Here is a 26,769-nt window from a genome sequence, read left to right as displayed (position 1 = left end):
TCCCTTTTAAAAACTCCTTATTCACGCACAAAAAAAAAACGACATTTCTGCCGTTTTCTCATCAATCTTTTCCCAATTCACTATACTTCACTTCGAACTGCATTTTTCTGTATAAGCGAAATCTGTCCGGCATGAATACCTGTATGATACATAAGTCTGCCTATCGCTTCAAGCGGTGTAGATGTGCCAAAAGCCGACTCCACACTCACATGCCATGCTTCTTCCGGAAGCTCCTGCATCGCAGCAGTTAGATTCTCATTGGAAACAGTCAGCAGATCAACGAGTTCATTCAATGTAGAATATGCCGCCTTGTCGCCTTGAGGATTAGGTTTTCCAAAAAACCACTCTGCGAACATAAACTCAACTTCTGCATTATGCTGAATTAATCCCCCAATTGTAGAGTTCCCTAGCTTAAGGTTAAGATCTTCTTCCGGCAAAGCCTTCACGATTTTATGAAATCGCGTTTGCACCGCTTGCCAGATTGGCAACACTGAAGTGAAAGTCATAGATTATTTGCTCCCTTGTACAGTGGCTTCTTCGTCTTTTTTCTTGTCGATCACCACATGGTTGAACAGGTTCGCATCTACGTCGATGTCAAAGGCCAAGCCAAAACCAACAACATAACGCCCTTGGAGAGGGGTCAATTCAAACAATGAAAAATCCAATCCACGCAGCAAATTCACCATTGCAACCCCATGATCAGCATTAAACAATTCAAAGATCTCCTCATGCCCGTAATTCCCGATATTGCTTGATGTGCAATTCCACCGCACACGTTCCGTTGCAAATTTATTATTCGTCGCAGACTCATCTGCAATTAGAAGCGCATCTACAAAATCGTTATTTTCCATATATCTGTAATGCTCGGCGATCTTACTAATGTAGATATACAGCTTGCCTTCATGCTTAACAAAAGGAGCATAGCTGATAAAAGGTTTTCCTTCGTCATCAATCAAGCTCAAAATCAGATTTTTACGATTCGCAATAAATTGCAAATAGTTTTCTTTATTTTTTTCAACATCTACAGGCTTCTTCATTATAAAATCCCTCCATTAATAGGTTATGTAATCTAGCCACGAATCTAGCGAACGGTACTTAGCAAATGAATACGAGGTTTCGTCTCTGTAGGAACATATTGAACTTCGGCATCCATTCGGTATATATCCCGGATCATATCGGTGGTCATAACTTCATTTGGTGTCCCATACATCGCTTTTTCACCCGCCTGCACCACAACAATACTATCACTATAGGTAGAGGCTTGATTGAGGTCATGCAACACCATCACGACAGTCATTCCCATGTCTTGATTTAGCTCACGTACTAACTCAAGAACTTCATGCTGATGCGAAATATCCAAGTAAGTGGTCGGTTCGTCAAGCAACATAACCAAAGGACGCTGCGCCAAGGCCATAGCAATCCAAGCACGCTGTGATTCACCACCGGATAACGAGGAAACGGCTCGATCCTTATAATCCTTTAAATGTGTCTTCTCCAGTGCCCAGTCGACAATGTCCATATCCTCATGATTTAATTTTTCGAACCATTTTTTATGTGGATACCTTCCATAGGAGACGAGATCGATCACAGTCATATCATTAGGTGCTTGGTTCTTCTGGCTCAGCATACACATTTTTCGAGCGACTTGTTTGGCAGTCATAGACTTTAGATCCGTACCCTCGAGTGTGACCGCACCCGTATGATATGGAATTAGCCGTGATACCGCCTTAAGCAATGTAGATTTACCTGAGCCGTTTGGTCCTATAATCGAGACGATTTCACCCTTTTTTACGGAAAAAGAGAAGTTGTTAATAATGTTTTTCTGCTCATACCGGATCGAAATAGAATCGACAGTAAACATGTTAGAACGCCTTCTTTCTCATCAGGTATAGAAAATAAGGTCCACCGATCACCGCCATAAGGATACCCGCAGGAATATCTAAAGGTGCAAATAGGGTACGTCCACCTGTATCTGCTATCAACAATACCAATGCACCAAGTCCCATACTCATCGGCAAAAGAAATTTATAGTCTGAACCCACCAACAATCGAGCCATATGTGGCACAACAAGCCCTACAAAGCCAATCATCCCAATAGCCGCTACAGAGATAGCCGCTAGAAATACTGCCAGCAAGGAAAGTAGAATACGAATTCGGTCCACATTTTCACCTAAATTCGAAGCTATCTGATCCCCTAAACGTATAATATTCGCCTTGCGGATCGCGAAAAAGGATAATATCCAGCCTGCTATGGCATACGGGAAAACCATCATCAAGGCATTGTTCCCTTTAGCAGCCAGACTGCCGTTTAACCATTGGACCGCTGCCGGAAGTCTGTCGCTGTACATGATGGTCAGGAGTCCTATTAATCCCCCGCAAAGAGCATTCACAGCAACTCCTGATAAAATAATAGTGATGGGCGAAATACCGGTTCTTCTCCACGCTAATGCATATACAATCCCTGCAGCAATTAGTCCACCCACAAAAGCCGCAATTGGAATGAACTCCGTATATTGTGGAGCTGCAAGCATAATGACAAGCACACATGCAGCCGCTCCACTCGTTACACCGGTCAATCCTGGATCAGCAAGTGGGTTGCCCATCACGGCTTGCAGAAGAGCACCCGAAACCGCGATATTTGCCCCAATGATCATCGCCAGTAATACACGCGGCAAACGAATATCCCATATGATGGTCGCATTCACCGCTTTTGCCGCTGAACCAAAGATCGTGCTTAGGATGTCTGGTATAGGAATGTATACTGAGCCTAGTCCAATCGCAATTATAGCGGCAACGAGCGCAAGTGCTAACGTTACAATAACAATAATTCTGCTACGAGATGTATTTATCACTTGCTGTCTCCTTTAATTATTCATAGAAGTATTTTGCAATTTCGGTTAAGGCTGTCTCCGCGTTAATAATCGAAGTGACACCGAATACGCTGTAATCTAGAATGTTGATTTTGTTATTTGCATAAGCCGAAAGCTTTGTCCAAGTTTCATTTTTCTCTATTTCTTTTTTGAACTTATCCTCAGTCGCTCCGTGATCGCCTGAAGCGAGTACGAGAATGATGTCTGGATCAGCAGCTACAATGTTCTCCATATTGATAGGTGAGTAAGTGTCAGTAACTTGCAATACAGAAGTTGCGATGTTATCAGCACCAAGCTTTTTAACCAAGCTACCTAAATAAGATTTCTCACTCATGACCATAAAGGAATCTGCGGTTCCGATTACTAGCAGCACGCTTGGCAGTTCTTTGCCTTCGGCTAATTGACTCAGCTCATTTTCTTTGTTCAAAATCTTAGTTAAAGCAGCATTCATTTCATCTTTTTTATTAAAATAAGTGCCTAATACTTTGAGACTAAGCTTTAGATCCTCAAATGATTCTGTTCTCAAATATGCTTTTTGTAGGTCGATTCCTTCTAGCGATTTGTCCAACGTGCTGCGAAGAGATTCCGCTCCCAGCAGCAAGTCCGGTTCGAGTTTGGTTACTACCTCCAGATCCGGCGCCATAGGTGATCCAATACGATCAATTGTTTCGAAATCAGCAGGGATTGGATTCGTTGAAGTTGGTACACCTACCGGTGTTATGCCGAGCAAATAAAGCATTTCTGTTAACGGTACAGAAGTTGTTACAATACGCTCCGGTACTTTGGCTGGGAATTGGCTTAACGCTTCGTTGAACAACGCTTCATCCACACCATCATTCTCCAGACTGTACACCTTGCCGGCAGCTTCCGCTGTATTTGCTACTTCTGTTGTTTTTGCTGCATTTGCTTCTTTCGATTCATTAGCAGTTGTATTCGTTACCGCTTCATTTTTTGGATTGTCCGCTGTATTTGTAGACGAACATGCAGTCATTGCCATAAGCGCTGCAATAACCAGTAGTACTAATATTTTTTTCAAAATCTATCCCTCCAAATATGTATATTTATACGTTTCATGTAGTGATAATGATTTTCATTTTCACTCATCGATTCCTATGATAATCGTTATCAATGAGAAGTGTCAAGAATTTTATTTTAATTTTAAATAAGAAGGAATTTCATTATTGTCCGTTGAAGCCAACTAGCATTTCTAATAAAAAAGCCACGCCCTATAGGCGTGACTTCAAATAGTGGTGTATGAAATCCAAGCGTTAGTTAGTAGCTCCCGTATTTAATATCCCATAATGAATAAGGTCTACAAACTCATTCTCTTTATAAATATGCTGTAACAAAACGCCTTCTTTCAGCATGCCAGATTTTTGCATAACTCGTCCCGAACCAGGATTTGAAGCAAAGAATCTGGCGTACACTTTGTGATAATGTTTTTCTGTAAAAGCAAAATTAATGACCGCTTTTGTTGCTTCTGTAGCATATCCATTACCCCATTGTTCCTCGCCTATCCAATATCCAAGCTCGCCATTTCTGTGTGTCCGGTTATTTCTCAAACCTATAGCACCATACAGTTCGTTTGTATTTTTATCAGTAATAGCGAATTCATATGAATTATCATTATTGAACTCAACTTCATGTGTTTCAATCCATGATAATGCACAATCAATAGGGTATGGATAAGGTAGAGTTAATGTACTTTTGTAAACATTATAATTATTGCAGAGCTCACTGACACGCTGTGCATCAGACAATGCAAAAGGTCTTAAAATCAATCTTTCCGTAGTAATTGTTCTCTTCTCTGAATTGTACAATGGTGTCCCCCCGTTAAACTAAATATTATAATACAAATACAAGCCAGATAAACAGAAAACTTGGCCACCACTGCTTGCCCGCTTTCACAAACAGCCAGCCAAATACCAAAGAAAAAGCAGTAATATACAAGCCGCTTTGCAGACCATGCGTCAAATGACCTAATCCCCAAGTCAGCATTAAACCTATTCCCCCATAAGGAAGAGAAGGATTCTTAAACCATACTTCTCCTGCACGCTGCATTAGCGCAACCAATAGTACAACTAGTACAGCTTCCACAATGTAATATATGTTTTGAACCAAGGCAACCCATATGCCCATAAAACCATGTTCTAACTTGAAGTTTTCATATTCCCTATAAATCTGTGGAATGCTCTCCCCATTAATCCAAAATTCCAACACAGCGAACAAAAAGCTTGATATAAAAGCTACAATTAACAAAGGAATGACCTTAGAGCTCCAACACAAAGATATAACCGGTCCAATCAACTTCCTCTTCCTGAACCAAAGTAGAAACATCATAGCTCCTACTGCCCACAATAGGGTAACTATGCTCCAATGAACAACTAGTACGTACCAAGGGCTGACAAAAAAGTCGTCTATATTAAACAAATCCCCCCATAACCATTGATCTAATCCCATGATGAACATATCCATTCCTAACATTAAAAATATAAGCAGTCCTAATAAAAAATATTGAATACCTGATATATTCCCTTTTTCTTTCACGAAACCTCTCACCCGCCTTATATATTGTCCATTTTTGTACTATATTCCCAAAATTATGATGCTGAAAGTATGGCATCCCCTCAATCTGTTTGTCTGTAACAAATCACTCACTTGAATCAAAGTTAGAAAAATAAAAAAAACAGCACGCATCGATATAAAATCGACACATGCTGTTTACTATCAGGACTTGTCCAAACTAGAATCTAGCCACAAAAAATTCGCGGTCTGCGGGAACGTTAAAACTTCTTATAGTAGCTCCACTCTCATCTCTTAAAGTGAGAAGATAAGGTACCGATGTTAAGGTGCTAATTGTTGGAAATCTAACTACACCAAATTCGTCAAAATCTGCAGTAACCGTTGTAGTTCCAGCTCTCAATGAAGCTGTCCACCCCGTAGTATCTTTAGGTGTACCCGTTGCATTTGTACCAATAGCAACAACAATAAATCTATCCAGAGTCTGTCTAATTCTACGTTTCTTTCTTGTAGGAGCTGCTTTCGCTTTTTTAGCCGCGAGAACTTTGCTAGCCATAACTGCTTTCTTGTTAACTGGTTTTTTAATAATTGCCATTTACTTCACCACTTTCTTTTTAGGATACGTTAGTAAATGCAAGAATCGTAAGGTTTGACCTCTCTTTCACCTACAAATCTGAAAATATGTTAAACCCTAGTTTCATAGTTTCGTGTCCACTAGCTCTGCAGTGCATATAATGCCTTCAAGAGGTGATTCATTACTAATGAACGGTCAAAAATGGCTAGAGCAATATCATTCGAAAATGCACCATTCCTTGAGAAAAAGAGTTCAACGTTCCTATCTTCCAGGGCATAAAGCGAATACCATTCCAGTTATCATTAAATTCAAACAAAAAATAACTACAGCCCAGCTACAGTCTTTACAAAAGCATTTAAAATCCCACGACCTTCCGATCAGACATCATCTTCACCTGCTCAATTCGATATCATCCAAAGTTTCAAAGAACTGCCTGAACCGGATGTGCCGCTGGGATGGAATCGAAAAAATTTATTTGGATCAAGTCAAAAAAACATCCCTTAATATAGCGACACCATCCATTGGTTCTACAACCGCCCAAAAGAAAAAGGGGCTTACCGGAAAAGGCATCAATATTGCTATTCTTGATACAGGGGTGTATCGGCACCCTGACCTGTTTCGCCCTGTTAACCGTATAGTTGCTTTTAAAGATTTTATCAATCATAGAAAACAGCCCTATGACGATAACGGCCATGGAACTCATATCGCAGGGGATGCAGCAGGCAACGGATGGATGAGTAAAGGAAAATACAAAAGCCCTGCTCCAGAGGCAGGGATAGTAGGTGTCAAAGTACTAGATAAAAATGGCGATGGATATGACTCCACAATCATTAAAGGAATTGAATGGTGTATTGCGAATCGGAGAAGACTTAATCTTCGTATTCTTTCGATGTCATTCGGGGATAAGGTGAATCTTCCTTGTTCAGATGATCCACTCTGCCAAGCTGTAGAAAAAGCAATTAAAGCCGGACTTAACGTTGTAATAGCTGCTGGAAACAGCGGCCCGGGACGCAGTACGATCGAATCTCCAGGGATTAGTCCTTCAGCAATTACTGTCGGTGCAGTGGATGACCGTCGCACGCTCACACAAGCGGACGACCGAATCACTTGGTTCTCCAGTCGCGGACCCGCACCGGGAGGAAGGAAGAAACCAGATCTCGTTGCTCCAGGCGAGACGATCATCTCCCTTCGTGCTCCACGATCCAAGCTGGATCGCGAGCTTCCTTATTTGCGGATAGCTAAAGATTACTTTGTGCTGTCCGGTACCAGTGTCTCAACACCTATCGTCTCGGGTGTGATCGCGCAATTACTCCAGAAGAACCCTTCTCTTACGCCTAAGCAAGTAAAATCCATACTAAAAAAGAACACGTATCGCCTTAAACTAAGTCCTAACACAGCAGGATGCGGTGAGATCAATGCGCGGTTTTTATCGTAAATCCGCTTCTTTTTTAAAGGCAGTAATGACGGAAACCGACAAGTCCTCTGTAAATACACCTGTAGGTTCTATTTCTAATAAAGCTGATTTCATATCATCTTCAAAACGTTCTAAGTTATCTCTAAATAATCGCTTAGAAGCATAAGACGTAGAATACAAATTTCCTAGTATCGAATCAACAGTCCAAGTGATGGAATAACTCGGTAATACCTGTCTTTTAACGTCTTTAAAACTGGATCGCTTTACAACATCCTCATGTCTTTCTTGGGGATGTTTATATGTACTTTTTCCGGCTATTCTTTCGTCACCCAACCAGCGTTTCACTACTTCCTCTACCTTTTGTTGCCAAGGTAACGGTTCTTGTTGTTCATTAAAAGTATCAATTACAGCAATACCACCGTTATCATCTAAACTATGATAGAGAACTTCAAGTATGGATTCTCGGTCCATCCAGTGAAACGCCTTAGCCATCATGATGAGACGAAAGGAACCCCAGTCATTGAATAGTTCTTCCGCTCTCCCCTGTTGCCAGCTAACATTCTCAACCCTGTTGTACTGTGATAACAGCTTTGCTTCATCTAGCATCTCTAGTTCAGTATCTACGCCAATGATTTCTTCGAACCAATCCGTAAACCTTAGCGCTAACTGCCCAGTACCACAACCTAAGTCCAGCAACCGGCCCTCTCCGTGAAGTGAGAATTTGTCCACTAGATATCGAATCAGTGAGGACGGATATAGCGGGCGATATCTGGTGTAATAGCTTGCAGTATCTTTGAACAGATCCGGACCATAATCATTCATAGCTGAACTCCCCCTTCTTTTTTACCAAGGACAAAATCATAGCAGATATGTTGTGCAAATAAAAGGCTATCCAGAGCATTCCGGGCAGCCTTTTATTTATGGGGATATAGCCCAAAATAATTAAAAATATTGACAATTAACTTCGTTGCATATATGGTTAATTACATAACTAACTAACCAATGAAGTTGGCGGTGAATACATGGGAAACTTAATGGATGATACACGACCGATATTTATGCAGATCGCCGAACGAATAGAAAATGACATCATCGAAGAAACACTGCTGGAGGAGTCACAAGTTCCTTCGACAAATCAGTTTGCTGTTTTCTACCAGATCAATCCGGCTACGGCTGCGAAAGGTGTGAATTTGCTTGTGGATCAAGGGATATTGTACAAAAAACGAGGAATCGGTATGTTTGTGGCATCTGGAGCGCGTGCAGTATTGATGGAGAAGAGAAAAGAACAATTTTATGAACAGTATGTAGTAACCATGGTCCGTGAAGCTGAAAAATTAGGAATTACGTTGGATCAATTAACAATTATGATTCAGAGGGGAGACAACAAGTCATGAATGAAGTTGTTGAAATCAAAGGATTGACTAAGTCATACGGAAATGTCACTGCCATTCATGAACTCAGTTTTTCTTTGGAGAAAAACAAGATATACGGGCTTCTCGGCAGAAACGGTGCAGGAAAAACCACAATAATGCATATGATCACAGCTCAGCTTTTCCCCACAAGTGGTGTCCTGAACGTATTTGGTGAACATCCATACGAGAATAATCGGGTTCTCAGGCAGATTTGCTTCATTAAGGAAAGCCAAAGGTATCCGGACACGTACCGAATTATCGATGTACTGGAGGTATCCGAATTATTTTTTCCAAACTTTGATCGGGAATATGCCCACTCTTTAATCAAGGATTTCAATCTGCCATTAAAAAGAAGAATAAAAAAGCTATCCCGAGGTATGCTCTCGGCTGTAGGAATTGTAGTAGGTCTAGCCAGCCGTGCTCCGCTTACCATTTTTGACGAACCCTATTTAGGACTTGATGCTGTAGCTAGAAGCCTGTTTTACGATCGCCTAATTGAAGATTATGCTGAATATCCACGCACAGTTGTTTTGTCCACCCATTTGATCGATGAGGTAAGTCAGCTTTTAGAGCATGTTATCGTCATCGACAACGGCAAGCTAATTATTAACGAAGATGCTGAAGCCCTTCGCGGGCAAGCTGTTACGGTAATCGGCGCGACAGCGAAGATCGAAGATTTTATCGCCGGCAAACAAGTCATTTCCCGCGAGTCTTTTGGCGGATTGCTTACGGCCACCATTATCGGTTTCAACGCGAAAGATCACGCACATGCTGAAAAGTTAGGCTTAGAGATCTCACCTGTATCTTTACAGCAATTAATCGTTCATCTCACAAATAAAAAATCTCTAGGAAAGGAAGTGACCGTGTAATGAATCCTACGGCAGGCATGATAAAAATGCATTTCAGAGATAAGTGGTTATGGTTGTATATGCCTTGGGTAATCTTGTTATCCAGCTTCTTGGTAAATGTCATCGTCGCTTCTTTCATCCAAGAACCAATCTATACCGGCGGTCTCGTCTCCATCTTCATTTATATGTTAATCACCGGTATACTCATTTTGGTGCAGACCTTCCCTTTTGCTCTGGGCCTAAGCCAACGCAGAACGGATTATTTCATAGGCACTTCCTTAATGGCTATTATAACTAGCGCCACCTACTCAATTCTCCTCTACCTGCTCGCAATCATTGAAAGCAAGCTCACGGGTGGCTGGGGTTTGGAACTACATTATTTTCATTTGCCCTATTTAAATGATGGTAATGCCATAGAACAGCTGTGGATGTATTTTGTGCTCTTTCTTAATATGTTTTTTCTGGGGCTAATGATATCCAGTATCTTCCGGAGATTTGGCCGAAGCGGTTTGTTCATTTTCTCAGGGGCTATGTTTATCCTGTGCAGTCTCGGTGTATTATTAATGACCTATAATCAGTGGTGGGTAGACCTCTTCAACTGGTTTGCTGGATATACCGCATTTGAACTTGCTTTGTGGTCCATGCCTTTGACAGTTGTGTACGCTCTTTTATCGTTTTTGATGCTGCGTAGAGCAACAGTGTAATTCATTATCCTGTAAAAAAACAGGTGTGTCCCAAAAGCCATGCCGGGTGCACCTGTTTTCTTTCGTGTCTTAGACTTTGATCTAGACAACAAACTTTATTGGATTCGAGCATAGTTGCGCGTGCGATGGTGCTATCGGACCCAGCGGGGTGAGTAGCTTAAAAGCAAACGCAGTTCGCTATTGCAGGTAACGACGGGTCGAAACACAGATTAGTATTTCGCTAATCAGCGCGTGCGAAGGCTCTATCGGACCCAGCTAATCTTATTCGTGGCTTTAGAGCACATTTGGATTCCTAACGGACCCAGCTGACCTTATTCGTGGCTTTAGAGCACATTTGGATTCCTATCGGACCCCACAGTCGCTATTGGCATAAAAAACGCCAATTGTGATCCTTTTTCCATGCAATAGCTGCACTGGGGTCCGATACTACGCTCAAAAGGTGATAAATGAGCAAATAGCTTCATCCGGGTCCGTTAGCCTCTGGTGATGATGACGACTCCGCGGGGCGAGTAGCGTAGAAGCAAAACACAAATTAGTATTTCTCCAATCTGCGCGTGTAAAGACGCTATCGGACTCCGCTGACCTTATTCGTAACTTAGAGCACATGTGGTTTTCTATTGGACCCAGCTGACCTTATTTGCAGCTTTAGAGCACTTTTAGATTCCTATCGGACCCTACAGTCGCTATTGGTATAAAAAACGCCAATTGTGATCCTTTTTCCATGCAATAGCTGCACTGGGGTCCGATACTATGCTCAAAAGGTGATAAATGAGCAAATAGCTTCATCCGGGTCCGTTAGCCTCAGGTGATGATGACTCGGTGGTACGAGTAGCATAGAAGCAAAATACAAATTAGTTTTTATCCATCTGCGCGTGGAGAGACGCTATCGGACTCCGCTGACCTTATACGTAGCTTAGAGCACATTTGGATTCTATCGGACCCAACTGACCTTATTTGCAGCTTTAGAGCACATTTAGATTCCTTTCGGACCACACAGTCGCTATTGGCATAAAAAATGCCTTATTCGTTCCTTTTTCCATGTAATAGCTGCGCTGGGGTCCGATACTACGCTCAAAAGGCGATAAATGAGCAAATAGCTTCATCTGGGTCCGTTAGCCTCAGGTGATGATGACGACTCCGCAGGGCGAGTAGCTTAGAAGCAAAAATACAAATTAGTTTTTATCCAATCTGCGCGTGGAGAGACGCTATCGGACTCCGCGGACCTTATTCACAGCTTAGAGCACATTTGGTTTTCTATCGGACCCAGCTAATCTTATTCGTGGCTTTAGAGCAAACTTGGATTTCTATCGGACTAACTGACCTTGTTCGCAGCTTTAGAGTACATTTGGATTCTATCGGGCCAACTGACCTTATTTGTAGCATTAGAGCACTTTGAATTCTTGTCGGACCCCATTGACCTTATTCGCAGCTTTAAAGCAGATTTGGATTCCTATCAGACCCCACAGTCGCTATTGGCATAAAAAACGCCAATTGTGATCCTTTTTCCATGCAATAGCTGCACTGGGGTCCGATACTACGCTCAAAAGGCGATAAATGAGCAAATAGCTTCATCTGGGTCCGTTAGCCTCAGGTGATGGTTCTTAAGGATACCTTCCTCTTTCGCACTACCGTCTGCTGAAAAACATAAAAAAAGGATTATAAACCTGCTACTAGAGCAGTTCTATAATCCTTTTAGCTATGCGGTCAAGAGGACTCGAACCTCCACGATATTGCTACCACTGGCACCTGAAGCCAGCGCGTCTGCCAATTCCGCCATGACCGCGTATTATAATGACTCGCTTATTGCGGTCACAAGATAGATCATACCACGCTGAGAATCCAACGTCAATATATTTTCGCCGTTTTCTTATCATTCATTAATTTATGGATAATTATTGCTTTTGTTGCCGAATATAAGGTATAATGAGAACAAAAGTTCGCATAATATAAATGAGGTGATTTATAATGGCGACTACAAAGCTAAACACATCCATTATTGATGAAGAAGTAACTAAAGAAGAACTGTCCCTGGTCAGAAGCTATTTGCTGCTAACGTTTATTCATAAAGTGTTCGAACGTGACTGCCGTGTAATCAGTAGAAGCGGCCTGTTTAAGACCCCTCAGCTATATATGGAGCTCGTATCTGGTGCCACAAAGAAGACGTCACTAATGCTTCAAGAGGTTACGCGCGAGCTGAGCTCCCATGATTTGAAGATTACTACCGTTCGCCAAGATCAGCGAGGAGTCGAAGCCTTATATTCCTGCAGAGGATTTCAAGGAGAGATGAATATATTATGGCCAGGCTTCCGTAGAGAAATGATGCTGCGCATGCGCGCGTATCTTGGACTGTCCACAGAACTCTCCATACTCTCCAGAGAAGAGAATGCGTCTGAACTAGCTCTAACTATATAATCCCAAATGATATTACAGAAACAGCTCCCGCCCAGTAGGGCGAGAGCTGTTTTGTATTATGAAGATTATTACTGCGGAAATTATTACTGTGAAGATTATATATTATCCGGATCTTGTCTTGGTTCACTAAATGGCTGGAATATATAATTGCGATCCAGCTTCACTACTCGTCTATTCTGACGACGTATCATCACCTGAGAATCATCCCAAGCAAGAACTATCCCTTTTACATCGTTACTTTCCAAGCCATCACGCACTACACGAATTTTCTCACCGGAAATCCGGTAGGCATCCAATTGCTCATCGCTAATCATCATTAATCCCTCCTGTCATAGCTTGTCCTATTTAGTCTCAGAAAAAAGACCCAAATGATAAATCATCTGGGTCTCATGTAGGCAATTAACGACTTGCATGTCTACTAAAGCATTCTTATATCAGCGCTTCATTCTTCTCAAACCAGAAGTCAAGAACTTTAGCGGACATCACACGTTGCTCCAGATACTCCACTTGGTTAGTTGTGAATTTCTCCCTCCACGGGAAGGATAACTCTTCGCACAAACCTTTGATTGTCAGAAGCTCTGACCAGGCTACATAGCGTTTGTACCAAAAAAACTGAGGATGTTCAATCATATAGGGATACAGATCGTCGAATTCCGTGTGTTTGCAATCCAGCGCACGCTCGAAATGATCCTTGGCCTCGGTTAATTTATCAATAAAAAATTGTTCAGTCACCGGTTCTTTCCCCATTGTGACGCCTCCTCCCTATGTCTAATTTTTATTATAAAGGAAAATCCATAGGGTGAAAAGCAGTTGTTTAAAAAATAGGCCTGTTCTTATTGCCAATTAGGTTATTCCCCAAATTCGATGGTGCCTCCATTTAGAGAGGTGATTCTTACGAGTGACTCCAGACGAATGCCTTGCTCTCTGATCGTCCGAGCCCCTGCCTGAAAGCTTTTTTCTACTACAACACCAAGACCAACTAGCTCAGCGCCAGAACGTTGAATGATCTTAATCAAGCCACGCGCTGCATCACCATTGGCAATAATATCATCAATAAAGAGGATTTTATCCTCTGGAGAGATGAACTGGCGAGACAGCATAATATCTGTAACGATACCTTTTGTAAAAGACGGAACTCTTTCGCAAAGCGCATCCGGATCAGCTAACAGTGTTTTTTTGCGGCGTGCAAAAACTAGCGGCACCTTTAATTCATACGCGGTGGCAAATGCCACGGCAATGCCCGAGGATTCTACGGTCACAATACGTGTAATTCCTGAGTCCGCAAACCTCCCGGCAAACTCCCGTCCCATTTCCATCGTAAGCTGTGGATCAACCTGATGATTTAGCAGTGCATCCAGCTTCAGCACCTCATCCGAAACGACGACACCTTCTTCCAAAATCCGCTGTTTCAACACTTCCATGACTTTGAACCTCCAATACCCTTTATAATCGCAGACATTCCGTACAAATTAATCACTGATCATAAAGCAATTACGACGGAAGTCATGTCCTACTGATCCTCATCATAACCTGTACTATACAGAGTACACAAGGTTATCCTGCATAGCACTCATTATGATTTTTCTTTAGCTTCGTAAAACTATTAGGAGGGGAGCCATGAAATCACATGTCCGAACATTACAGATCGCTTTCACTTATATTGGCACCATTGTAGGAGCCGGATTCGCCACCGGGCAGGAAATATTAAAATTCTTCACACGTTACGGGCACTGGGCAGTCCTGACCATCCTGCTCTCAACTATATTGTTCATATGGCTGGGTACAAAAATGATGGTCATTGCTCGGCGAATAGAAGCGGAATCCTATGAGGACTTTAACCGTCACCTCTTCGGGGAACAGGTCGGAAGCACCATCAGTTTGTTCACGATGGTCGTCCTGATCGGAGTAAACAGTATTATGCTTGCAGGGGCCGGCGCTATTTTTCAGGAGCATCTCGGACTTCATTATCAGACTGGACTAATTATCACATTGCTTGGTTCATACTTTCTGCTAAAACGAGGAATTTCCGGTATTCTGCAAATGAACAGTATTGTAGTTCCTTTAATGCTTACTCTGTCACTTATCATTATTTTTAATACTTTTCAAATTCCGGGAGCTGGACGGTTCCTGTTCCTTGATAACGATCGCTCTCTCTTTGGGGCATGGATGTCACCGCTGCTCTACACCGCCTTTAATTTAGGGATGGCACAAGCTGTTTTAGTCCCTATGGCTCGTCACACAGAGGAAGAAAAATCCCTTGTATGGGGCGGTATTATTGGGGGTACCGGGATTGGTTTTATGTTGATTGCCGCACATTTCGCAATGAGCTCACAGATGCCAGGGATTCTCAAGTTTGAAATTCCGATGGGCAGCATCGCCGTCCGGTTGGGTACTGTAGTGCAAACTATATATCTGCTGCTGATCTTTTTGGAGATCTTCAGCACTTTTGTCGCCGATATTTATGGAGTAGCTGTACAGCTTAAGCAACGGCTTCCCCTATCAACCGCATTGATTACACCACTTCTGATGTTGGTCTGCTATTTACTGAGCCAGTTCGGCTTTAGTTCACTGCTCTCCGTGTTCTACCCAATCTTCGGAGGTTTATCACTGGTCTGGGCTGTCAAACTGCTACGAACACCATGGTCCTCTCCACCAGGTAGTAATACTTCATCGAACTCAAAGGAGAAGGGGAACAGTATCGTATCCGTAAAACCAATCACCCGAACTACACGGAAATAACCGCTGCTGTAGGAATCATACGTGCTGCCGCTTCCGCCACATGCTTGTGACAGGTCATCATCACAATCTGGCGGGAGATCGACAGTTCTCCAAGAAGTCCAAGTGCAGCATGAAGACGAGACTCATCAAAGTTAACGAAGAGATCATCGAATAACAGCGGCAGCGATACTTGCCGTGACATGGTCTCTGCCAATGCCAGCCGGATGGCAAGATACAGCTGTTCTGCCGTCCCTCGGCTGAGCAGTCCACTGTCCAGCAGTCCCCCGTCCTTGTGTTCAGCTTTCAGCTCTTTATGCCCTAGTGTCATAACAACCCTTTTGTATTCCCCTTCCGTCAGCTTGGAGAAATAATCTGAGGCAAGCAGTAATACCTGTGGCTGCTTCTCCTGCTCATACACACGGCGAGTTCGCCCGATTAGTTCGGCAGTTATCGCTGCCACTGCATATTTATCAGCCACGATCCGCAAGGCTGCTCTCTGCTCTTCCAGTTGCTGAATAACGGAATCCTCCACGCAGCGCTCCTTCAAATACTCCCTTTCCTGAAGCAGCTTGCCTCGTTGCTCCAGCAGGGTGTTCCAACCCTCTTCCTGCCGTTCCATCAATTCTTCAGCCAATGACCGCTTCAGCTGCAATGCTTCCACATCATGATGATTTAATAATTCCAGCAGAGCAGCAACCCGCTCCTCCTCCCAACCACCGAACATAGCAAGCTCCCACTGGCGAATCAATTTATTCAGATCACTGCGCCGCTGCACAGCTGCTGACCTGCGTAAGAAATCCTCTCCACCAGTCGCCCCGCCTTCCTGTATCAGAAGCTCACGCTGTTCTCTCAGCTCACCTAATATCCTGTGGCTCTCCTTGAGTTCTTCATCCACATCCTGCAATCTTGACTGCATAGTTTCCCGGCGAATCAAGTCCTTTTTCAGATCATCCCATGCTCTTTTTCGCAGTTCCAGCCAGCTTAGTAAGGTTAATGCAGATACTCGTTTCCCCTCTTGCGGATCTATTTCAAAGCCAGCTGCCGCTACACCAGACTCGTCGCCAAGATCAGCACCCGACTCATAAATAAGAGCGAGCAGCTCCTCCTCAAACACGTTACATTCTGCTTCCAGCTCCTTCAATCGTAAGGAGAGTTTATTCTCTTGGCGCAGCAGCTCATTCCCTTGTTCAACCATAGCAAAAATATCCGGCAGCCCTTCAGGAGATAATCCTTCAGGCAACCTGCGTTGGCGAAGCCATTCTTCATATTGCTCAGCAGTTTCCGTGAATGCCGCCTCCGCCCGGTGCATTTCTTCAGCGAGCAGCTTCTCTTGGCCTGCCAGCGTCTCCAGCTCCGTGTGGCAGGCATCACGCTCGGCGGCATAGCGTTCGATGCGCTGCCGCCAAGCTGACCAAGCCTCCATGAGCCTGCGAAGCTCCCTCATGGAGGCCTCCAGCCCGCCTGCGTCAGGGCTGGACCCCGGGGCGGCCGTCCGCCGCCCCGGCACAACGCTCTCCGGCTCCGCCCCGGAGAGCAGCTGCCCCGCAGCCGCAGCATCTCGGCTGCGGCTGCGCTGACGTCCCCGCCATGCTCTGGCGGGGACGCTTCCAGCCGGCGCGCTCCGCGCAAGCCCCAAAGGGCCAGATCGGCCGCGCCCAGCAGGCCGATCGCAAGCACGGCGCTGGTAGAGCGGAGGAGCACCGGTCAGCCACAGCGCTGCGGGCAGCAGCACGGTTAGTGCTGCCCCGGCCCACAGCAGGCGCCGAGCGCGCGGCCATGCGCTTCGCGCCAAGGCCGTCACTTCCGGCGCCGCGCGCTGGCCCTTCGCTGAGCTGCGCTTCGCGCCAGCGTTCGGCCGCCTGCTGCAGCTCGTCCCACAGCTGCAGCACTTCACGGGCGCTGCGCGGAGCCAGCTGCGCAAAAGCTTCCGCGCCGGTAGCGTGCTCACGCGCCAGCGCCCGTTCTGCTGCTTGGAGCGACGCTGAGGCAGCGGCCAAACGGGAGCGCAACGACTGCCGCGTTGCACCCTCCGCCTCCATGCGGCGGTCATAACTAGCGAACGCCGCCGCAAACTTCCGTGCAGCTTCACGATCCGCCGCTGTCCCAGAGAACGAAGTCAGCTCTGCAGGGCCCCAGCTCACATCAATGCCGCGCAGAATTCGCCGCAAATGCTCATTCAGCGCCGTTAATTCTCCCTCAAGCCGCTGTCTTTCCGTTCTACGGTTCTCGTAACTGCTCCGATGCCGGTCCAGCCGCTCTAAAACAGGCCCCTGCGCTGCTAATACTTCATCTGGAGGGTTCTTTGCCAGTTCAATAGTAAGCTCGCTTAGAAGACGTTCATAACGTACTACTGATCCCTGTGCATTCCGAATTTCTCCTTCAACCGCCTGAAAGCGAGTTGCCCCTTCTTCAGGAAAGGCTGAAATCAATGGCAATCCTTGCAGCTCTAGCTGAGCCTCGCTCCACTTTAACCACAGCTCACGGACTTCCTGTGCTTTTCGAAACATCACTAGCTGCTCTCCAGTCAGCTTGCGCTGTTGCTCCAATTTATCTAGCTCCGACTCCGTTACCCTCAATGCCACTATATTATCATTATATCGGGGAAGATAAGAACGGCTCTCAACCATTTGTCGCTCAAGCTTTTCAATGGCTTGCACAACTTTTGCTGCTTCTTGCAGCTTGCCACGAGGTTTGTACAGCTTCTCAGCTTCCTGCACCAAACGGCGTTCCGCGCGCATGATTGCACCGCCACCGCCCATACCTGCATGAAAAAGAAAGCTGCTCATCTCCTCAGATTGAAGGGCAGCAAGCTCCTGCAGCTCGTCCAGTGAAACTGCGAACAATTGCTGGAACATACTCCTAGAGATCCCCCCAAGTAAATGTCGTTCCATTTCAGCTTGTCCCAGCTCTTGAGTCATTTCATTTGGATGATTTACTGTAATGTTAAGCTTTTCATTTCTTCCTGATCCCTCAGCACCTGAAGCAAAACGGCGAATGGTCCACAAACCATCATTACTGTCACGTATCTTCAAGGTTCCCCCATGCAATCCGCCTTGCAAAGGTTCATACCTTTCCAAGGGATTTCCACGGCTTGGAATTCCAAACAGCATAGAGCGTATGAATTGCAGTGTCGTACTTTTTCCTGCTTCATTACGCCCATAAAGTACGGTCACTCCCTGCGTTAAATGAATCTCTCGATTGTGAAGACGCCCAAAGCCATTGATATGCAAATGTTCAATTCTCATCGTTTTGCCCTCCGGCTTGTTGATACGAAAGACTTTCCGCCGCTTCAACAGTATCATCCATCCCGCCAAGCATCGTGATTCCCTGCTCTGCTGCACCACGTAGCCAGCTCAATTTCTCTTCTTGACTAGTCATAGACAACAGCTTTCGCAGCTCCTGATTCTCCAATAGCGGTTTAAGCGCACTATTTAATAGTTCTTCGAGCGCTTCCGGGGAATGTTCCGTATGCTCTGCAATGCGCAGCATTTCTCCAAGAAAACTATCCTCTTCCAATAAGCGTTGGCGATCAATAGCTAAACCGGACTCTATAGCGAACCCTTCCGTCCAGACAAGCCCTTTGTAATCTTTACGCTCAGCCCTAATCGCCTCACGGCGCTGGAGTTCAGACAGCAAATCCTCTGCTGCCCCTTTTTCAGCCAATACTTTATGTACGTCCCCTCGCCCAATCAGACGAAATCTGACCACCGACATGAGCTCCGGGAGCTCCGCGCGGATGTCTTCAATAACCTGCTCCACTTTCTGTATCCATTCTGCTTCATTGCTTAATCCTTCTATAGATAAGTCTCTAACCTGCCAGCGGACGAAATCCAGTTCATGAAATTGCAGAGTGGATCTTCCAGCCTCATCTACATCCACAATATAACAACCTTTAGCTCCGGTTTCCTTAATGCTGCGCCCTTGTATATTGCCTGGATATACAATCACAGGCTTCTCATGCAGTACACTACGTTTATGAATATGTCCAAGCGCCCAATAATCAAACCCCCGTTCGATAAGGTCCCTGCGACTGCAAGGAGAATAGGTCTCATGCAGCAAATCACCGTCTACATTGCCATGCAGCATCGCAATATGAAACAGGCGGCTGCCAGGTTTACGAGAAAAGGTTACTGCTGTGTTGTTCGTCACTTTCGCCGTTGGGTAAGAGATTCCACTAACGATGGCAACTTCTTGGCCATCTATACGGCGGCAAGCTGTAGCGTGATCTGGCTTCTCTCCGCCAAATACGGTAACATGCTTTGGCATTTCCGTTGTCAGACGCAGTCCGTCAAGCGGATCGTGGTTGCCATGAATCAGGAACACGTGAATCCCGTGCTCACCGAGTTCTTTGAGCGCTTCCTGAAATCGCAGCTGTCCCTGTAATGATGCATCTGAAACATCATACACATCTCCACTAATGACAATAAAATCAACATTCTCTTGGATCGCAACGCGGACAAGCCGCCCGAGGGCGGCAAAGGTAGACTCACGTAAATAAGCACGAATGGCTGGCGAAATATGCGCCAGCCCGGCAAAACGGCTATCCAGATGTAAATCAGCAGTATGCAGAAAGCGAAATGGAATCATAGGTGCTCACCCTTTCGTTCCTGAAGGATACTGTAAATAGGTTTTTTTAAGTTCATTAGCAACTCGTGTCAACGAATATAGGCTTTTGGCTTTATCCCATGCGGAGCGCGAAAGCTCATAACGATAAGCCGGATCAGATATCACCTTCTCTAATGCATCAGCAAGAGCAATCTCATCGTCAGGACTGACCAATAAACCATTCACACCATCTTCAATCTGCTCCGGTATTCCGCCCACATTTGTCCCCACTAGAGCCAGGCAGCTAAGTGCCGCTTCCGCAAACACTGAACCGAACGCCTCCGCCCGAGAGGGCAATACGAAAATATCAAAGAATGGCATGAATTCTTCAGGGTGCAGCGTATATCCGTAAAAGATCGTTTCATTATAGATCCCTAAATGCTGGGCCATCTTTTCCAGATCCGCACGTGAAGGACCATCGCCAATAATATGCAGTACATACTCATAGCCGCGATTTTTAAGCTCCGCGCAAGCTTTGAGTAATATATCTATTCCTTTAGCCGGAACCAGACGTGTCACGGTCACTAGCTGCGGAATAGCGTTATCATGCGGAACAGGCTTAAATCTTTTTTCATCAAAACCATTCGGTATAACACCTATATTAGAAGGATCAATAATATAAGGGGCCACATACTCTGCAAAAGATCGCGACACCGTCATTAATCGATCACTAACATGCTCAAGTTCACGATAAAGTGAGACTAGAAAACGATGCTCCAAGCCATCCTCGGAAATCGCTCCATTTAGAATCAATTCCCGCTCGTAACTGGAATGCAGGGTATGAATTAACGGAGTATCGGGGAACACTTTTTTCATCGCTAAGCCAGCAATCGGATGATGAGAATGAATAAGATCATAAGGCTTACTCATCCGCAGTTTTGTCCACCATAAATAATCACGATAGGTCTGAATATATTTTTGAACGATCGGACTTTCTCCATACTGCGTCCAATCAAACGTCTCGAATATTACTTCCTCATGCCCCTTATTGCGAATCCGCTTAGGCAGCCAAAACAAATCCATCTCCCAACGGCTTGAACGGAATCTTTCCTGAAGATAAGGGATCATAGATGATACACCACCGGGTTGCTCCGGCGGGAAGAAGAGCGCTTGCAGCAAATTCATATGGTACATCCCCTTTACAATTGCCCTGTGTACTGTAAGACTTGGCAATTATGATATAGTTGAATATATGTAGAATTTCAGGTACGATTACGTTCCCCATACTTTGATTTTATCGGTATAAACATGAAACAGCAACTAAGAAAAAGGAGAATGATCTATGAAGGAAGAACAGCTGCCTGCCTCTTACACCGCATCTATTAAAGAAATGCTGGGGCAAGAGGCAGATGCTTTTCTAGAAAGTTATTCAGCGCCACGAACTCAAGGACTGCGCTTTAATCCGCTAAAAAGCACCTCAGCCATAGGCCAAGTTGCGGTGGACCGTACAGTCTCACAATTTAATTTGAAGCCTATCCCATGGTGCCAGGGCGGGTTTTATTATGATGAGCCCGCTCGACCAGGCAGACATCCTTACCATGCCGCTGGACTATATTATATTCAGGAGCCTTCCGCAATGTCCGCAGCTGAACTGCTGGCACCTGAACCCGGTGAAACCGTCCTCGATCTTGCAGCAGCCCCTGGAGGTAAAACTACGCATATCGCTGGTTTAATGCAGGGACAAGGCCTCTTAATCTCTAATGAAATCCATCCGGAACGCGCAAAAATTCTAGCAGAGAACGTTGAACGTCTGGGCATTAAGAATACCCTCGTAACCTGTGCAACACCAGAACAGCTATCTGCGCGTTTCCCGCAAGCTTTTGACCGAATTATGCTGGATGCTCCTTGTTCTGGAGAAGGCATGTTCCGAAAAGATCCAAAAGCCATTCAAGAATGGTCTCCTGCTCATGTAGTTATGTGCGCAGCGAGACAATGGGATATCCTGCAAGACGCCTACATTATGCTTAAACCAGGGGGTACTTTAGCTTACTCTACCTGCACCTTTAACCGTCAAGAGAATGAAGAAACCATTGCTCGATTGACGGCTAGTTACCCCGATATGGAACTTCTCACCTGCAAACGCCTTTGGCCGCATTTAGAAAAGGGCGAAGGTCACTTTGTTGCACTCCTGCGTAAGCAAATTGACACTGTATCCGTGAATGACGATGCCAACCGCAACGCCAAAAAACGCCGAAGCAAAAACAACCCAAAAACTAATTCTTCTGTGCGTGATGCCTACCAGCTTTTTCAAGACTGGGCTGCGGTAGAACTGCCTGGTCTTTCATGCCAAGGTGTACCCCTGCTCTTCGGCGAATCTCTTTATTTGCTGCCAGAATCCTTTAATGGCAACCTCCATACCGGGCTGCTGGACGGACTGCGTATTCCACGAGCTGGACTACATATTGCCCATTTGAAGAAAAATCGGATTGAACCTGCTCATGCATTAGCTATGGCACTTCAGCCCATCCAAGCATCACGAAGCTTTGATCTCAGCAGTGAGGGCCCGGAAATACATGCTTGGCTCCGCGGTGAAAGCCTGCCTGTCCCCAGCGAATTACATGGATGGACGCTTGTAACTTTAGATGGTTTGCCAATTAGTTGGGGCAAGGCGAGTTTAGGCCAGCTTAAAAATCATCTCCCTAAAGGATTACGTATCCTAAAAGCCCATATTGACGAGCAATAGGCCATAGACCAGTGCAACAGGCCCTCTTCGGCATATGATGTCATTATCTCAGAAAGCTGCGACACCAGTCACAGCAATTGAGAAGAAGACATAAGTTGAGGAGGAATAAATCATGGGTGAATTTCAAGGAGGAGCTTTCACTTCGACCGGAGCGATTTTGGTACTTTTCATCTTGCTGGTCATCATTTCCCGTTCGTTGTTTGTTTAAAACCTTCCCGGCTTAATTAGCTGGTGAAACGAAGCGGCTGTGTCGTCCTTTTTTGGGGCGGTGCGGCCGCTTTATTTCTTTCCGACATAACATCTCCATTTGTTATTCTCGTGAATATTTACCGTCTGAAAGCCCGATTTCCGTAATAACTGCTCCATCTCTTCGTTCTTAGTGAATTGCTTCATATGATAATTGATTTTATAGATCTCAGAAATAATAACAAATGTACCGCCTGCTATCAGCACCCTAAATGCTTCACTTATATCTTGTTCGAGGTCCGGCCAGAAATAATGCGTCTGAATCGCTGTGATCGTCCCAAAAAATCCATCGTTGAACGGTGATGCTGGTATGTGCCTGATTCATGATTTTGATCATGATATTTCCTACGAACCCTCTAGGATTCTTGGCTTGCTCAATCAGCGCATTCAATAAACCCATATTTGTACCTCCCAATCAATTGGCCATACCAGCAGCCTGATCCCTTGATATATGTTCCGTAAGATTTTCTGCTGTAACTGCCCACTTATCTGCTTGATACTCTATTTTATGAATACTAGTATATGAAGTCGGGAAATGAGCATTCTTATTCGTCCACGTTAGCCCTTTTAAAATATGGTATATAACATTAATTACGCCACCATGAGTGACCATAATTACATTTTCATTTGGATCAGTACTCTCCAGTTCATTACATAGTTTTGAGAAACTTGAACTTATTCGCGTAAAAAATTCCTGGGGACTTTCTCCTCCTGGAAATCTCTCATCCATTCTTAAAGCCGAGAAATAAAGACCCGGGTATCGTTCATTTGCGATTTCATGGGGCATTCCAGCGATTACACCATTGTTCGTTTCTCTCCAATACTGGCTGCTTTCAACAGGCAAATTAAGCTCTCTGGCGATCTCATTTGCTGTATCTAACGCACGTTGCAAATCACTACAAAGAATACGGGTTATGTTAAAGCTAGATTGATTTTCCTTAAGATAATATCCAAGACGTTCGGCTTGTCTATATCCCTCTACTACAAGTCCACGTTGACTCCAACCCCCACGAAAGCCTTCTTCATCTATTCCATGCCTTATAAAATATATAGCCATCGATTGTATACCTCCTGAACAAGATTGTTATACATTTGCATTAAACTTCGAAAACGCTTGTTTTTTAAGTTGATCCCAATTGGGCGTTGCGATGTTTGCTTGTTGCTTCAAAATATCAAATGAATCAAACAAAGCTGCTATTTCGCTGAAAGAACCGTCCACTAATTTCATAAACGGTAATTTATGAATTATTGTCAGACCATAATATACAGCCTGCTTGTGCTTTCGAACAAAGTTAACTTGCCCTGCTGGAGTGACAGTATAACCTAATTGCTCCATGATTTGAAACCCCTCGTCCATTACTGAAATGGCTTGTTTTAATAGCTTCTTATCTTTGGATACCTTTTTCAAATCCCCGTCATGCAGATAACTAAGGGAGTTCAAAGCCACTATAGGCACGATATGACTTTTGAGCCAAGCATCCATATCCTCATGATAAGTTAGCTTATACTTAGCGTTCTCAAACGCTTTTTCCAGTAAGTGTTTTATTGAGATCTCACCGTCTAAACTGCCAAGTACCATTTGCCCTCCTGCGTGTATTTTGATAACACGACCGCTCGTTTCCCGAATTCCTGCACTAAGCTGAAATCCGAAGAGTATATTTTTCCTCACATTGCTCATTTCCTGGAGAGCCTTTTGCATGCCAAGAGCATCGCCATTGTTCCCCACAAGAATTATATTCTGACTCTGATTCTCAGCTAGAATAGGTAGCACAGATGGAAAATCATTATATTTCATAACAACAAAAATAAGATCATAGAGATCATCGGATCGAAGCGTAGAGATGACCTTTACTGTATCCACAGTGTTTTTAATTTGAAAATAATGGCGAAGCACAAGTCCGTCTTTCGTCAATTGCTCTGCTCGCTTTCCTCTGGCAAGCATGGTGACATCATTTCCCCCACGCACTAGAACATGTGCAAGATAGCTGCCTAATACTCCCGCTCCAAAAACTAAAACTCTCATATTTAACTCCTCTATCCCTTTTTAGACATTTGTTGAATTTTGATCAACTGTTCGATAAAATCAGATTATCACATCTCGGGTAGGGTTCAATCGTTAGTTTGATCGGGTTTGTTGATTTTTCAACAGAATACAATACATTGTTTAATAAAAAGGGAGTCTTACCATGGACAGAAGAATTAAAAAAAACCAAACAGCCATCATGAATGCATTAATTCAACTGATGGCTGAAAAAGATTTTGAAAAAATAACGATCAACGAAATCGCAGAGCGCGCTGATGTAAACCGCGGAACGATTTATTCCCATTATGCGGATAAATACGATCTGATGGATAAATGTCTGGAGGCTCAGCTCCGGCAACTAATCGAAAGCTGCTCCGCAGTGGAGGATGAAACCGAACCTAATCCCTCGAAGGCGTCATTGCTCCGCACGCTGGAACAATTGGAGGAGAATGCTCTCTTTTATAAGACTTTATTAAGAAACAAAGCTTTACTCTCCTTTAGAAACCAATTACAAGAAATGATAAATGAGCAGATTAAGGTACAATTTTTAGAAAACAATTTTAACCTGGATGAGCTGAGTAAAGATATATCTGTGCAATTTTTGAGTTCGGCGACTGTCGGAGTGATTGAATGGTGGTTTACTCATAGTAATCCTTGCTCTGCAAAAGAGATCACTGAAAAGTTATGGTCCATGGTCGATCTAAATCTGCAGATGATCCGTTCTCAAGCTTGAATATGCTCTCCCGTATCCATCTCATAAATGGAGCTGATGATTTTTTCAATGGGAATCTCCTTAATAGATATATCAAGGATCTCTACCTTTTCGCTAAGAATATGCAGAAACTCGCCCATTTTACATTGCTCGGTATCGATCAGCAGCTCCACTTCGTAATCCGATATTCTTTCCGATATCAGAGTCCCAGGCAGATCAATATCTCCAATAGTTGTGGCGGCTGAAAGCCTAACTACTTTTTTGGCGCCCAGATGCAGTCGAAGTTCAGAAAACTTGTCGTCATATACTTTTTTCCCTTGATGAATTATAAGTACTCTTTGAACCAAACGCTCTACATCTTCCAAGTCATGTGTTGTCAGAATAAATGTGGTGCCTTCCTGATTCATTTGCTTAATGAATTCTCTGATTCTTTGTTTAGCTATCACATCCAGCCCGATCGTCGGCTCATCCAAAAAAACCACAGGTGGTGAATGAAGCATCGCCATAATAAACTCGCATTTCATTCGTTCTCCCAGGGAAAGGGTTCGTGTGGGTTTAGTGATAATATCGCCAATCTCAAACATGTTTACAAATCGGTCTAGTCTTGTACGAAAGTCGTTCGTAGGAATATCATAGATTTCCTTGTTCATATAAAAGCTATCCAAAGGGGGTATGTCCCATATTAACTGCGATTTCTGTCCGAACAATACCCCGATTTGTTTTACATATTGATTTTTCTGCTTATGAGGGTTGTACCCTAGAACATTTATTTCGCCCGAGGTAGGATAGAGAACGCCTGTCAGCATTTTAATAGTCGTAGATTTCCCCGCACCGTTTGGACCCAGAATGCCAATGATTTCTCCTTTTCCAACACTGAACGAAAGATCTTCTACAGAGGTAATGATCGATTTTTCACGGTGAAACAGACTTTTAAATACGCTTTTTGCATCTTGTCCACGGTGATAGGTTTCATATTGCTTGGTTAAGTTCTTGACGGTAATAATGTCCAAGTGAAATTCTCCTTCTTA

At 44.2% G+C, this 26,769-nt stretch carries 29 protein-coding genes and 1 tRNA gene; 9 read left to right on the top strand and 21 right to left on the bottom strand.

From position 1 onward, the window contains the following. Positions 1-80 precede the first annotated feature (80 nt). The 8 genes from MHH89_RS02155 to MHH89_RS02120 all read right to left on the bottom strand — a co-directional run bounded on the left by MHH89_RS02155 (position 81) and on the right by MHH89_RS02120 (position 5,985). Complete coding sequence (locus MHH89_RS02155) at positions 81-506, bottom strand: DinB family protein (RefSeq protein WP_076280933.1); 426 nt, start codon at positions 504-506, stop codon at positions 81-83. 3 nt (positions 507-509) lie between these two features. Next, complete coding sequence (locus MHH89_RS02150; RefSeq protein ID WP_076309879.1) at positions 510-1,037, bottom strand: HugZ family pyridoxamine 5'-phosphate oxidase; 528 nt, start codon at positions 1,035-1,037, stop codon at positions 510-512. A 44-nt stretch (positions 1,038-1,081) separates the two neighbouring features. After that, positions 1,082-1,861, bottom strand: coding sequence for an ABC transporter ATP-binding protein (locus MHH89_RS02145; RefSeq protein ID WP_076129974.1), 780 nt, complete (start codon positions 1,859-1,861; stop codon positions 1,082-1,084). Position 1,862: 1 nt separating this feature from the next. Beyond that, positions 1,863-2,852, bottom strand: coding sequence for a FecCD family ABC transporter permease (locus tag MHH89_RS02140; protein WP_081390517.1), 990 nt, complete (start codon positions 2,850-2,852; stop codon positions 1,863-1,865). Between the two features lie 16 nt (positions 2,853-2,868). Continuing rightward, on the bottom strand, positions 2,869-3,906 hold the full coding sequence (locus MHH89_RS02135; RefSeq protein WP_081390516.1) for an ABC transporter substrate-binding protein: 1,038 nt from the start codon (positions 3,904-3,906) through the stop codon (positions 2,869-2,871). A gap of 232 nt (positions 3,907-4,138) precedes the next feature. After that, positions 4,139-4,690: a GNAT family N-acetyltransferase gene (locus tag MHH89_RS02130; protein WP_076309878.1), complete on the bottom strand. Its 552-nt coding sequence runs from the start codon at positions 4,688-4,690 to the stop codon at positions 4,139-4,141. A 25-nt stretch (positions 4,691-4,715) separates the two neighbouring features. Continuing rightward, on the bottom strand, positions 4,716-5,417 hold the full coding sequence (locus MHH89_RS02125) for a hypothetical protein (protein ID WP_076129972.1): 702 nt from the start codon (positions 5,415-5,417) through the stop codon (positions 4,716-4,718). Positions 5,418-5,613: 196 nt separating this feature from the next. Beyond that, on the bottom strand, positions 5,614-5,985 hold the full coding sequence (locus MHH89_RS02120; RefSeq protein ID WP_076129971.1) for a hypothetical protein: 372 nt from the start codon (positions 5,983-5,985) through the stop codon (positions 5,614-5,616). Between the two features lie 166 nt (positions 5,986-6,151). Between MHH89_RS02120 and MHH89_RS02115 the strand changes: the two genes are divergently transcribed. After that, positions 6,152-7,399: a S8 family peptidase gene (locus tag MHH89_RS02115; RefSeq protein WP_076309877.1), complete on the top strand. Its 1,248-nt coding sequence runs from the start codon at positions 6,152-6,154 to the stop codon at positions 7,397-7,399. Here the strand turns inward: MHH89_RS02115 and MHH89_RS02110 are convergent. Beyond that, positions 7,391-8,200 carry a class I SAM-dependent methyltransferase gene (locus tag MHH89_RS02110; RefSeq protein WP_076129969.1) on the bottom strand — a complete coding sequence of 270 codons (810 nt, stop codon included), beginning with the start codon at positions 8,198-8,200 and terminating at the stop codon, positions 7,391-7,393. The genes MHH89_RS02115 and MHH89_RS02110 overlap by 9 nt on opposite strands. Positions 8,201-8,400: 200 nt before the next feature. Here MHH89_RS02110 and MHH89_RS02105 point away from each other — a divergent pair, with 200 nt between their 5' ends. Genes MHH89_RS02105 through MHH89_RS02095 form a run of 3 tightly spaced genes read left to right on the top strand, consistent with a single transcriptional unit; the run spans position 8,401 to position 10,342 of the window. Next, positions 8,401-8,772 (top strand): GntR family transcriptional regulator, encoded by a 372-nt coding sequence (locus MHH89_RS02105; protein ID WP_076219467.1) that lies wholly within the window; start codon positions 8,401-8,403, stop codon positions 8,770-8,772. After that, a complete protein-coding gene (locus MHH89_RS02100) occupies positions 8,769-9,659 on the top strand; it encodes an ABC transporter ATP-binding protein (protein WP_076280938.1) in 891 nt (296 codons plus the stop codon). The genes MHH89_RS02105 and MHH89_RS02100 overlap by 4 nt, the downstream gene beginning before the upstream one ends. Beyond that, complete coding sequence (locus MHH89_RS02095; protein ID WP_076219465.1) at positions 9,659-10,342, top strand: hypothetical protein; 684 nt, start codon at positions 9,659-9,661, stop codon at positions 10,340-10,342. Before MHH89_RS02100 ends, MHH89_RS02095 begins: the two co-directional genes overlap by 1 nt. 1,699 nt (positions 10,343-12,041) lie before the next feature. Here the strand turns inward: MHH89_RS02095 and MHH89_RS02090 are convergent. Continuing rightward, positions 12,042-12,125, bottom strand: a tRNA-Leu gene (locus tag MHH89_RS02090). A gap of 182 nt (positions 12,126-12,307) precedes the next feature. Between MHH89_RS02090 and MHH89_RS02085 the strand changes: the two genes are divergently transcribed. After that, positions 12,308-12,754 (top strand): hypothetical protein, encoded by a 447-nt coding sequence (locus tag MHH89_RS02085; RefSeq protein ID WP_051491615.1) that lies wholly within the window; start codon positions 12,308-12,310, stop codon positions 12,752-12,754. A gap of 95 nt (positions 12,755-12,849) precedes the next feature. Here the strand turns inward: MHH89_RS02085 and MHH89_RS02080 are convergent, their stop codons facing one another. From MHH89_RS02080 to MHH89_RS02070, 3 genes are all read right to left on the bottom strand, one after another. After that, positions 12,850-13,068: a hypothetical protein gene (locus MHH89_RS02080; protein WP_076186635.1), complete on the bottom strand. Its 219-nt coding sequence runs from the start codon at positions 13,066-13,068 to the stop codon at positions 12,850-12,852. 115 nt (positions 13,069-13,183) lie between these two features. Next, positions 13,184-13,501: a hypothetical protein gene (locus tag MHH89_RS02075; protein ID WP_036689410.1), complete on the bottom strand. Its 318-nt coding sequence runs from the start codon at positions 13,499-13,501 to the stop codon at positions 13,184-13,186. 101 nt (positions 13,502-13,602) lie between these two features. After that, a complete protein-coding gene (locus MHH89_RS02070; RefSeq protein ID WP_038569895.1) occupies positions 13,603-14,175 on the bottom strand; it encodes a xanthine phosphoribosyltransferase in 573 nt (190 codons plus the stop codon). Positions 14,176-14,371: 196 nt separating this feature from the next. Between MHH89_RS02070 and MHH89_RS02065 the strand changes: the two genes are divergently transcribed. Beyond that, positions 14,372-15,493: a YkvI family membrane protein gene (locus tag MHH89_RS02065; RefSeq protein ID WP_076191400.1), complete on the top strand. Its 1,122-nt coding sequence runs from the start codon at positions 14,372-14,374 to the stop codon at positions 15,491-15,493. 1,445 nt (positions 15,494-16,938) lie between these two features. On the opposite strand, the gene MHH89_RS02060 is transcribed toward MHH89_RS02065, so the two are convergent. Genes MHH89_RS02060 through MHH89_RS02050 form a run of 3 tightly spaced genes read right to left on the bottom strand, consistent with a single transcriptional unit; the run spans position 16,939 to position 21,202 of the window. Further along, positions 16,939-18,717, bottom strand: coding sequence for an AAA family ATPase (locus tag MHH89_RS02060; protein ID WP_341086193.1), 1,779 nt, complete (start codon positions 18,715-18,717; stop codon positions 16,939-16,941). Then, positions 18,707-20,059: a metallophosphoesterase family protein gene (locus MHH89_RS02055; RefSeq protein ID WP_076280941.1), complete on the bottom strand. Its 1,353-nt coding sequence runs from the start codon at positions 20,057-20,059 to the stop codon at positions 18,707-18,709. Before MHH89_RS02055 ends, MHH89_RS02060 begins: the two co-directional genes overlap by 11 nt. A gap of 6 nt (positions 20,060-20,065) precedes the next feature. Then, positions 20,066-21,202, bottom strand: coding sequence for a glycosyltransferase family 4 protein (locus tag MHH89_RS02050; protein WP_076309876.1), 1,137 nt, complete (start codon positions 21,200-21,202; stop codon positions 20,066-20,068). Between the two features lie 157 nt (positions 21,203-21,359). Here MHH89_RS02050 and MHH89_RS02045 point away from each other — a divergent pair, with 157 nt between their 5' ends. Then, on the top strand, positions 21,360-22,760 hold the full coding sequence (locus tag MHH89_RS02045) for an RsmB/NOP family class I SAM-dependent RNA methyltransferase (RefSeq protein ID WP_076309875.1): 1,401 nt from the start codon (positions 21,360-21,362) through the stop codon (positions 22,758-22,760). Between the two features lie 112 nt (positions 22,761-22,872). Continuing rightward, on the top strand, positions 22,873-22,968 hold the full coding sequence (locus MHH89_RS02040; RefSeq protein ID WP_081383126.1) for a sporulation protein YjcZ: 96 nt from the start codon (positions 22,873-22,875) through the stop codon (positions 22,966-22,968). Positions 22,969-23,039: 71 nt separating this feature from the next. Here the strand turns inward: MHH89_RS02040 and MHH89_RS31275 are convergent, their stop codons facing one another. From MHH89_RS31275 to MHH89_RS02025, 4 genes are read right to left on the bottom strand one after another with little or no spacing between them, the layout of a single operon-like run. Continuing rightward, entirely contained in the window at positions 23,040-23,270 is a 231-nt protein-coding gene (locus MHH89_RS31275) for a hypothetical protein (protein ID WP_405132626.1), read from the bottom strand. Then, entirely contained in the window at positions 23,224-23,406 is a 183-nt protein-coding gene (locus tag MHH89_RS31270) for a hypothetical protein (RefSeq protein WP_076191385.1), read from the bottom strand. Before MHH89_RS31270 ends, MHH89_RS31275 begins: the two co-directional genes overlap by 47 nt. Positions 23,407-23,421: 15 nt before the next feature. Further along, a complete protein-coding gene (locus MHH89_RS02030; protein ID WP_076191382.1) occupies positions 23,422-24,063 on the bottom strand; it encodes a histidine phosphatase family protein in 642 nt (213 codons plus the stop codon). A gap of 27 nt (positions 24,064-24,090) precedes the next feature. Further along, on the bottom strand, positions 24,091-25,029 hold the full coding sequence (locus MHH89_RS02025) for a ketopantoate reductase family protein (RefSeq protein ID WP_076309874.1): 939 nt from the start codon (positions 25,027-25,029) through the stop codon (positions 24,091-24,093). A 163-nt stretch (positions 25,030-25,192) separates the two neighbouring features. On the opposite strand from MHH89_RS02025, the gene MHH89_RS02020 reads away from it, so the two are divergent. After that, entirely contained in the window at positions 25,193-25,762 is a 570-nt protein-coding gene (locus tag MHH89_RS02020) for a TetR/AcrR family transcriptional regulator (protein WP_076309873.1), read from the top strand. Here the strand turns inward: MHH89_RS02020 and MHH89_RS02015 are convergent. Next, the gene (locus tag MHH89_RS02015; protein ID WP_248549246.1) at positions 25,753-26,751 is read right to left on the bottom strand and encodes an ABC transporter ATP-binding protein; all 999 of its coding nucleotides are present in this window, start codon (positions 26,749-26,751) and stop codon (positions 25,753-25,755) included. The two genes, MHH89_RS02020 and MHH89_RS02015, sit on opposite strands and share 10 nt — an antisense overlap. Positions 26,752-26,769 lie beyond the last annotated feature (18 nt).

The sequence above is a fragment of the Paenibacillus sp. FSL H7-0323 genome, from assembly GCF_038002725.1.
Lineage (GTDB): Bacteria > Bacillota > Bacilli > Paenibacillales > Paenibacillaceae > Paenibacillus_AQ > Paenibacillus_AQ odorifer.
The sequence above is the reverse complement of the archived record's forward strand: the minus strand, read 5'-3'. Positions and strand labels throughout refer to the sequence as shown.